Annotated in this window: 7 protein-coding genes; 2 read left to right on the forward strand and 5 right to left on the reverse strand. The window is 69.0% G+C overall.

Annotated elements, in window-relative coordinates:
• The 3 genes from RT551_RS20715 to RT551_RS20725 form a co-directional block, all read right to left on the reverse strand.
• A partial coding sequence (locus RT551_RS20715; protein WP_313461995.1) for an AMIN domain-containing protein occupies positions 1-499 on the reverse strand: 499 nt, incomplete at its 3' end.
• A gap of 88 nt (positions 500-587) precedes the next feature.
• The gene (gene tsaE, locus RT551_RS20720; protein WP_313461988.1) at positions 588-1,070 is read right to left on the reverse strand and encodes a tRNA (adenosine(37)-N6)-threonylcarbamoyltransferase complex ATPase subunit type 1 TsaE; all 483 of its coding nucleotides are present in this window, start codon (positions 1,068-1,070) and stop codon (positions 588-590) included.
• Between the two features lie 5 nt (positions 1,071-1,075).
• Complete coding sequence (locus tag RT551_RS20725; protein WP_313461990.1) at positions 1,076-2,551, reverse strand: NAD(P)H-hydrate dehydratase; 1,476 nt, start codon at positions 2,549-2,551, stop codon at positions 1,076-1,078.
• A 23-nt stretch (positions 2,552-2,574) separates the two neighbouring features.
• Between RT551_RS20725 and queG the strand changes: the two genes are divergently transcribed.
• Positions 2,575-3,654, forward strand: a complete 1,080-nt coding sequence (queG, locus tag RT551_RS20730) for a tRNA epoxyqueuosine(34) reductase QueG (RefSeq protein ID WP_313461991.1) — start codon at positions 2,575-2,577, stop codon at positions 3,652-3,654.
• Positions 3,655-3,659: 5 nt separating this feature from the next.
• A complete protein-coding gene (xseA, locus tag RT551_RS20735) occupies positions 3,660-4,997 on the forward strand; it encodes an exodeoxyribonuclease VII large subunit (RefSeq protein WP_313461992.1) in 1,338 nt (445 codons plus the stop codon).
• Positions 4,998-5,246: 249 nt separating this feature from the next.
• Here the strand turns inward: xseA and RT551_RS20740 are convergent, their stop codons facing one another.
• Positions 5,247-6,152, reverse strand: a complete 906-nt coding sequence (locus RT551_RS20740) for a M48 family metallopeptidase (RefSeq protein ID WP_313461993.1) — start codon at positions 6,150-6,152, stop codon at positions 5,247-5,249.
• Between the two features lie 72 nt (positions 6,153-6,224).
• A partial coding sequence (locus RT551_RS20745) for a formylglycine-generating enzyme family protein (RefSeq protein WP_313461994.1) occupies positions 6,225-7,903 on the reverse strand: 1,679 nt, incomplete at its 5' end.

Raw genomic sequence — 7,903 nt, forward strand, 5'->3', positions numbered from 1 at the left:
GCGTCGGGCCCGCCGCCTGTGCTGTCGCAACCGGCGTGGCCGCAACAGGCGTAGGCGCGGCAGGGGTGACCGGCGGCTTGGCGGCCGGTGCAGCTGCCACGCTGGACGGCGCATCGCCCGGCCACTCGATCACGAGGCGGGATTCGTCGCCCTGCTTGAGCATCTGCGGCTTGAACGGTGCGACCGATTCGGCCAGATCGAACACCACCCGGAACGTGCCCGGCACCGGCTGACCGGTGCGCACGGCGGTGACCACGCCGGTGGGCGTGGGCAGCTTGAGGTTGCGGATGGCGCTGGAGTCCGGGAAATCCACGACCAGACGGTTCGGGCCGGACAACGAAAGGGTCTTGTAACCGCCACTGCCGGCCAGCGCGATTTCGGCGCGGGTGCCGGTGGCACCGGTCTGCAGGGCCACCTGGCGGACTTCACCGGCCCACGCAGCCGCGCTCGCCAGACAGAGTCCGACGGCTGCAACGATGGCGGTGAGCGATTTCCCCATTGGCATGGATGGGGATTCAATCACCGCGCTGAATGAAAAGCAACTCCTTTTTCCTTAATAATCCGTAACCTGGGGGTATTTCCTCCTGTCAGCCGGCAGAAAGGAGGCGCAAGTCGCCTCCTTCACGCAGCCGCTGAACCCATTCAGCACCGGCGTCGCTCACGCTGGTGAGACTGGCCCGGCGCCCGTTGCCGTCGATCTCCAGCGCCACGATCAGGTCGGTCGGCGGCAGTGCCCCGGCACCGCGCTCGGGCCATTCCACCAGCCACAGCGACGCACTGCCCTCGTCCAGGCCCAGGAACTCCAGTTCGTCGGCCTGGCCGATCCGGTACAGATCCAGGTGCCAGGCTTCGCTGCCGTCGGCCAGCGGATAGCGCTCCACCAGCGTGTAGGTGGGGCTGCGGATCGCGCCCTGCACGCCCAGCGCGCGCAGCAGCGCGCGGGCCAGGGTTGACTTGCCCGCGCCGAGGTCGCCGCGCAGTTGCATCACCGCCTGCGGCGGCCGGGTCGCTGCCAGTTGTGCGCCCAGGCGGTCGGTGTCGTCGGCCGTGGCCAGGAAGAAGTCAGTCATCACGCTCACAGTTCAGGGTTGAGCCGGCGGCGCAGCGGCACCAGCAGATCAGTAGGAAGCAGGCCACGCTGGCCATCGACGGCGGCGTCATCACCGGCCAGCCCGTGCAGCAGCGCACCCGCACTGGCCGCATCGAACGCGCCCAGTCCCTGCGCACGCAGGGCGGCAATGATGCCGGTGAGCAGGTCGCCCATGCCACCGACCGCCATGCCGGGATTGCCGGCGGCGATCACCCGCGGCCGGGCGTGTGGCGCGGCCACCACGGTACCCGCCCCTTTCAGCACCACCACGGCATCAAAGCGCTCGGCCAGATGTTGCGCAGCAATGAAACGGTCCGCCTGCACCTGCGCGGTGGTCACCCCCAGCAGGCGCGCGGCTTCGCCCGGATGCGGGGTCAACACCGCATCCGGCATGGGCAGGGGAGCCGCTGCCAGCAGGTTCAGCGCATCGGCATCGACCACCAGCGGCAGACCACTCACGCGCGCCAGCCGCCAGCATTCGCGCGCCCAGTCGTCCTGGCCCAGTCCCGGGCCGATCGCGATCACCTTGGCGCGCGGCAGCAGGCGCTGCAGCTCGGCGCTGTCCTGCACGGCGTGCGCCATGGCTTCCGGCAGTCGCGTCAGCAACGGACCTACGTGTGGTGGCTGGGTCGCCACGCTGACCAGGCCGGCCCCAGCCCGCAGCGCGGCTTCGGCGGCCAGCATCACCGCCCCGCCACTGCCCAGATTGCCGCCCACGCACAGCACGTGGCCGGATTCGCCTTTATGAGTGTTGGCACGCCGCGGCGGCAGCAGCGCCGGCAGCCGGTTCGCCTGCCAGCGCTCGGCGCTGGGCGCGACGCTGGCCTCTGCCGCGGGCAGTGTCAGTTCCGCCAGCTGGCGTTCACCGGTGTGTTCCAGCGCAGTGCCGGTGTACAGGCCCTGGTGCGCCACGATGAACTGCAGCGTGCAGGTGGCACGCACCGCCACACCCGGCACCTGGCCGGTCTGCGCATCCACGCCGCTGGGTACATCCAGTGCCAGCACCGGTGCGGTGGCGTGATTCATCGCGGTGATGACCCGTTCGGCCTCGCCTGCGGGCGCGCGGTTCAGGCCGATGCCGAACAGCGCGTCCACGATCACATCGGCGGACGGCAGTGCATCTTCGAACACTGCGACGGTGCCACCCACGGCCGCGTACTGGGCACGCATGCGCTGCGACAATGCGCTTGGCGCACCCTCGTCGGCCAGGCGCAGTACCTGAACGCTGCGCCCGGCCTGCAGCGCCAACCGCGCCAGCACCAGGCCGTCGCCCCCGTTGTTGCCGGAGCCCACCACCACGCACAGGCGCTGTGCCTGCGGCCAACGCTGCAGCAGGCACTGCCAGGCGGCGGTGCCGGCCTGCTCCATCAGCGACGCACCGGCGTCGCCCAGCGCCGCGCTGGCCTGGGCATCCAGCTGGCGCGCGGCGGCCACATCGAACAGTTCAGCAAGCTCGGACATGCCGGGATTCTATACTTGTCGCCATGTCCGCCGTGCCCCTGCCCGCCCCCGTCCACCTGGCCCGTGCCACCGAGCGCGTGCGGGCGCTGGCGCGGGAGCACGGCTTCCAGCGCTGCGGCATTGCCGGCATCGAGCTGGGTGAGGACGAGGCGCACCTGGCCGACTGGCTGGGCAAGGGCCTGTACGGCACCATGGACTGGATGGCGCGCCACGGCACCCTGCGTGCGCGCCCGGCCGAGCTGCTGCCGGGTACGGTGCGGGTCATTTCGGTAGGCATGGACTACAGCCACAAGGACGACACCAACGCCTGGGCCGCCTTGAATGACGGCGAGCGTGCCTATGTGGCGCGTTATGCGCTGGGCCGTGATTACCACAAGCTGATGCGCAATCGCCTGCAGAAGCTGGCCGACGCGCTGGCCGCCGAGATCGGCGCGTTCGGCTACCGCGTGTTCGTGGATTCGGCTCCGGTGCTGGAACGGGCACTGGCGCGCAATGCCGGGCTGGGCTGGATCGGCAAGCACACCTGCCTGATCGACAAGCAGGGCGGTTCCTGGTTCTTCATTGGTGAGATCTACATCGACCTGCCGCTGCCGGTGGATGCGCCGGCCAGCGCGCACTGCGGCAGCTGCACGCGCTGCATCGACATCTGCCCGACCCAGGCGATCATTGCGCCGCAGCGGCTGGATGCGCGGCGCTGCATTTCCTACCTGACCATTGAACACGATGGCTCCATTCCTGAAGACCTGCGTCCGCTGATCGGCAACCGCATCTACGGCTGCGATGACTGCCAGCTGATCTGCCCCTGGAACAAGTTTGCCAAGCGCACCGACGAAGCTGACTTCCGCGCGCGCAACCAGCTCGACACCGCGTCGCTGGCGCAGCTGTTCGCCTGGGAAGAAGACGAGTTCCTGCGCCGTACCGAAGGCAGCCCGATCCGTCGCAGCGGCCACGAGCGCTGGCTGCGCAACATCGCGGTAGCGCTGGGCAATGCGCCGGGCACCGCCGACACGCTGGCGGCATTGCAGTCACGCGTGGATCACCCGTCCGACGTAGTGCGCGAGCACGTGCAATGGGCACTGCACCGGCACAACGTGCGAACATGACCGGCATGGAACGCACTGCACAGATTCTCACCCCCAGCCAGCTCAACGCGCTTGCCCGTGACCTGCTGGAAGGCAGCTTTCCCTCGGTGTGGGTGGAAGCCGAACTGGGCAACGTGACCCGCCCGGCCTCCGGGCACATGTACTTCACCCTGAAAGACGCACGCGCGCAGATCCGCGCGGCGCTGTTCAAGCCCAAGAGCCAGTGGCTGAAGTTCGTGCCGCGCGAAGGCATGCGCGTGCTGGCGCGTGGCCGGCTGACCCTGTACGACGCACGCGGCGAGTACCAGATGGTGCTCGACCACATGGAGGAAGCCGGCGAAGGTGCCTTGCGCCGCGCGTATGAGCAGCTCAAGGCGAGGCTGGAAGCAGAAGGCCTGTTCGCGCCGGAGCGCAAGCGCCCCCTGCCCGCCCACGTGCAGCGGCTGGCGGTGATCACCTCACCCACCGGCGCGGCGGTACGCGACGTGCTGAGCGTGCTGGCCCGCCGTTTCCCGCTGCTGGAAGTGGACCTGCTGCCCAGCCTGGTGCAGGGCGACAGTGCGGCGGCGCAGATCACCGCACTGCTGCGCGCGGCCGACGCCAGCGCGCGCTATGACGTGATTCTGGTCACCCGTGGCGGCGGTTCGCTGGAAGACCTGTGGGCTTTCAATGACGAACAGCTGGCGCGCGCGATTGCGGCCAGCCAGACGCCGGTAGTGTCGGCGGTCGGGCATGAGACCGACTTCAGTCTGTCCGACTTTGCGGCCGACCTGCGTGCGCCCACGCCTTCGGTGGCGGCCGAGCTGCTGGTGCCGGACCAGCGCGACCTGCTGCTGCGGCTGCGCCGGGATGCGGCGCGGATGGTGCAGCTGCAGCGCCATGCAATGAGCCAGGCCACGCAGCGCGCTGACCGTGCGTTGCTGCGCTTGAACGCACAGAGCCCGCAGAACCGGCTGCAGTTGTTGCAGCGCCGGCAGCAGGATCTGGCGCGACGGCTGGCCGCAGTGTGGCAGCAGCAGCTGGAACGTCGACGTGCGCGGCTGCGGCATGCCGACATCGTGCTGCGCAACAATGCACCGCAGCGGCGACTGGAAGCGCTGCGTGAGCGGCTGGCGCGGTTGCAGCCGCGGGTGGAGGCGGCGATGGCGCGGCAGTTGCAGCGTGATCAGCTGCGGTTGCGTGGGTTGGCGCGGTCGATGGAAGCGGTGAGTCCGCTGGCGACGGTGAGCCGTGGGTATTCGATTCTGACGCGTGAAGACGATGGAAGGCTGGTGCGGTCGCCGTTGGATGTTGCGCCGGGGGATGCGTTGACGGCGCGGGTGAAGGACGGCGTGATTTCAGTGGTGGTCAAGGATCGCGAATGACACGCATGGCGTGATCGCGACTGCGTTCGGCATGGCGTTGACACGCATGGCGTGATCGCGACTGCGTTCGGCATGGCGTTGACACGCATGGCGTGTCACTACGCTGCGTTGGTCGATCGATGACGGGGTTGGTCGATCGATGACGGGGTTGGTCGATCGATGACGGGGTTGGTCGGGCGATGATGGGGGCGGGCGATGACGGGCGTAGGGACACGCCATGCGTGTCCAACGGAACGTTTCACCGCCGGCTTACCCTCCGCCTGCGGTCTCACAGAACCGCGCCCGATACTCCATCGCCTTCGGCATCAACGCCTGCAGATTCTGGATCCGCGTGCCGGGATTGGGATGCGTGGACGAAAACTCCGGCGGGGCCTGCCCGCCACTGGCCTGACCCATGCGCTCCCACAACGGCACCGCCTCGCGCGGATCAAAACAGGCCGCCGCCGCCAGCATCAGCCCCACCTCGTCCGCCTGCGTTTCATGGCTGCGCGCATACGGCAACAGATACCCATAGCCCAGCGCGGACATCACCATCTGCTGCTGTGACGCATCCATGCCGCTGGCCGCGCCGGCCATCTGCCCTATCTGGGTCATCTTCTGCTGCGCCATGCGCTGCGCACCATGCCGCAACAAGGCGTGGGCAATCTCATGCCCCATCACCACCGCCATCGCATCGCGCGTGCGCGCTACCGGCACCAGCCCGGTGTATACCGCCATCTTGCCGCCGGGCAGGCAGAACGCATTGGCCTGGTCGGACTGGATGACGTTCACTTCCCACTCGAAATCGCGCGAGAAATGCGCCGGTTTCAGCCCGTGCTCCTCGGCGAGTGCGGTTTCCACCACATCCACCTTGCGGATCAGCTGCTCGGCAATCGCGCGCACGTCCTGCGATATCTGCGCGTTGGGGTCGAGCGGGCGCTCCTGCGCCAGGATCTCCTGGTAGGCCTGCAGGCCCAGCGCCTTTTCCTGGCTGGCATCGAGCGAGCTGTCGATCAGCACGCTTTCGCCGGTGTACGGGTCGACGCTGCGGTTGGAAAACCAGTAGTACGCGGCGTAGCCGGCAAACGCCAGCAGCACCCACCAGCGGATGTTGCCGAACAGGCCCGGTCGCCGGCCGCGTTGCTGCGACTGCCCCCCAAACGGATCGCTGCGCATGGTCGTGGTTCCTGAAGAAGCCGGCTCACCCTGGCCGGCGCTGGGGCCATCCTACCCCTGTGCCGTGTGAAGTCAGATACCACGCACCAGGCGGAAGCCGATCCGCGCGTTGGTGGTATCCGAATCCTGCGACTGCCGCCACGCCGCACGGGTCTGTTCGGGCGCGTTGGCCCAGTTGCCGCCACGGATGACCCGCTGCCGGCAGCCGGGGTTGAACCAAGCTGCGCCATCGGCCGGGGCACGCCGGTAGCTGGCGTGCCAGCAGTCGGCCACCCATTCGCTGAGGTTGCCGGCCATGTCGTGCAGGCCGAACGCGTTGGGCTCGAACGTGCCCACCGGCGCGGGGCCCCACCAGCCATCGCCATAGCCGACGAAGGCATTGAACCAGCGTCGCCCGGACGGCGAGACATCGTCGCCACCGGTGAAGTTGCCCGAGCCCTTGGGCGGCGTGCCTTCATCGCCCCAGGGGTAGCGCCCGCTGGTACCGGCGCGCAGGGCATATTCGAATTCGGCTTCGCTGGGCAGCCGATAGTAGCGGCCGGTCTGCTCGGACAGCCACATGGCGTAGTGCTCGGCGTCGCGCACGCTGACGTGCATGACCGGCGCATTGGCCATGGCCAGGCTGCCATCGTAGCCGGACTGCCAGTCCACCCCGCTGCGCAGCATGAAGTTGCCGCTGCGCTCGTCGTACACGGTGGAATGCCCACGGCGGGTGGCACGCGGGCGCGCCTTGCTGGCCTGCACGTAGCGGCGGAAGTCAGCGACAGTGACCTCGGTCATGGCCATCGCGAAGCCACGGTCGAAGCGGACGTAGTGCGCGGGTTTCTCCGCGTCGCTGGCCCCGATCTCGCCTTCGGCGGCCCCCATCTGGAAGCCGCCGTGGGGCACCACGATCATCTGCGGGCCACGGCCACCATCCCGCAAGGCATCGCTGAACACCTGGCCCGGGCGGAAGCTGCCGTAATGGGTGACCAGCTCGATGCGCTCGCGCAGCTGGGCCACCACCGGGTCGCCGGGCATGGCGATGCGCAGTGCGTCTTCCAGCTTCTGTCGTGCGGGTTTGAGCCCCTGCGCGCTGGTCAGGTCGCGCAGGCCTTCATCACGCAGGCGTACCAGGGTGTCCGCGCGGATCTGCTCGACCCGTTCGAAGGCGTCATTGATGGTCGGGGCCGAGTCGCGCACTTTCGCCGCTTCGGCCAGCCACACGCCGGCCCCGGTGAAGTCGGCGCCCCGTGCGGCGTTTTCGGCGCGGCGGATCAGCGCGCTTTCCGACGCTGCCAGCCCCTGGCGGGCGCGTTCGTTGTCCGGGGCCAGCGTCAGCGCTTCTCGGAAGTTCGGCAGCGCCCCGTCGCCGTCCTCGCCGATCCGGTCGTTGCGCAGGTCCTCTTCACCGGCACGGTTGTAGGCAATCACCCGCTGCGCCAGTTCCACCCGCGACTGCAGCGCGCGCACGCGCGGGTCTTCCGGGTCCAGGGTGAGCAGCACCAGCCCCATCTCGCCGGCCTTGGCCACCGCCTCGCGCTGCCGCAACGGACGCACCAGCAGCGCGGCAATCTCGTCCAGCAGTTGCTCCTTGGCCCGTTTGATGCCGGCCTGCGCCTGGCGGTCCTTCGGGTCGCGCTCCAGCAGCGCCAACCAGATCGGCAGCGCCGCGGTGGCGTCCTCGTACAGCCGCCCGCTCTCGAACGCCTTGGCCGCGTCGCGGCGGGCCTGGGCTACGCCGGCGTCGTCGATCTGCACCGCCGGCGGCT

It is taken from the genome of Stenotrophomonas sp. (genome assembly GCF_032103445.1).
In the GTDB taxonomy this organism is placed as follows: Bacteria; Pseudomonadota; Gammaproteobacteria; order Xanthomonadales; family Xanthomonadaceae; genus Stenotrophomonas.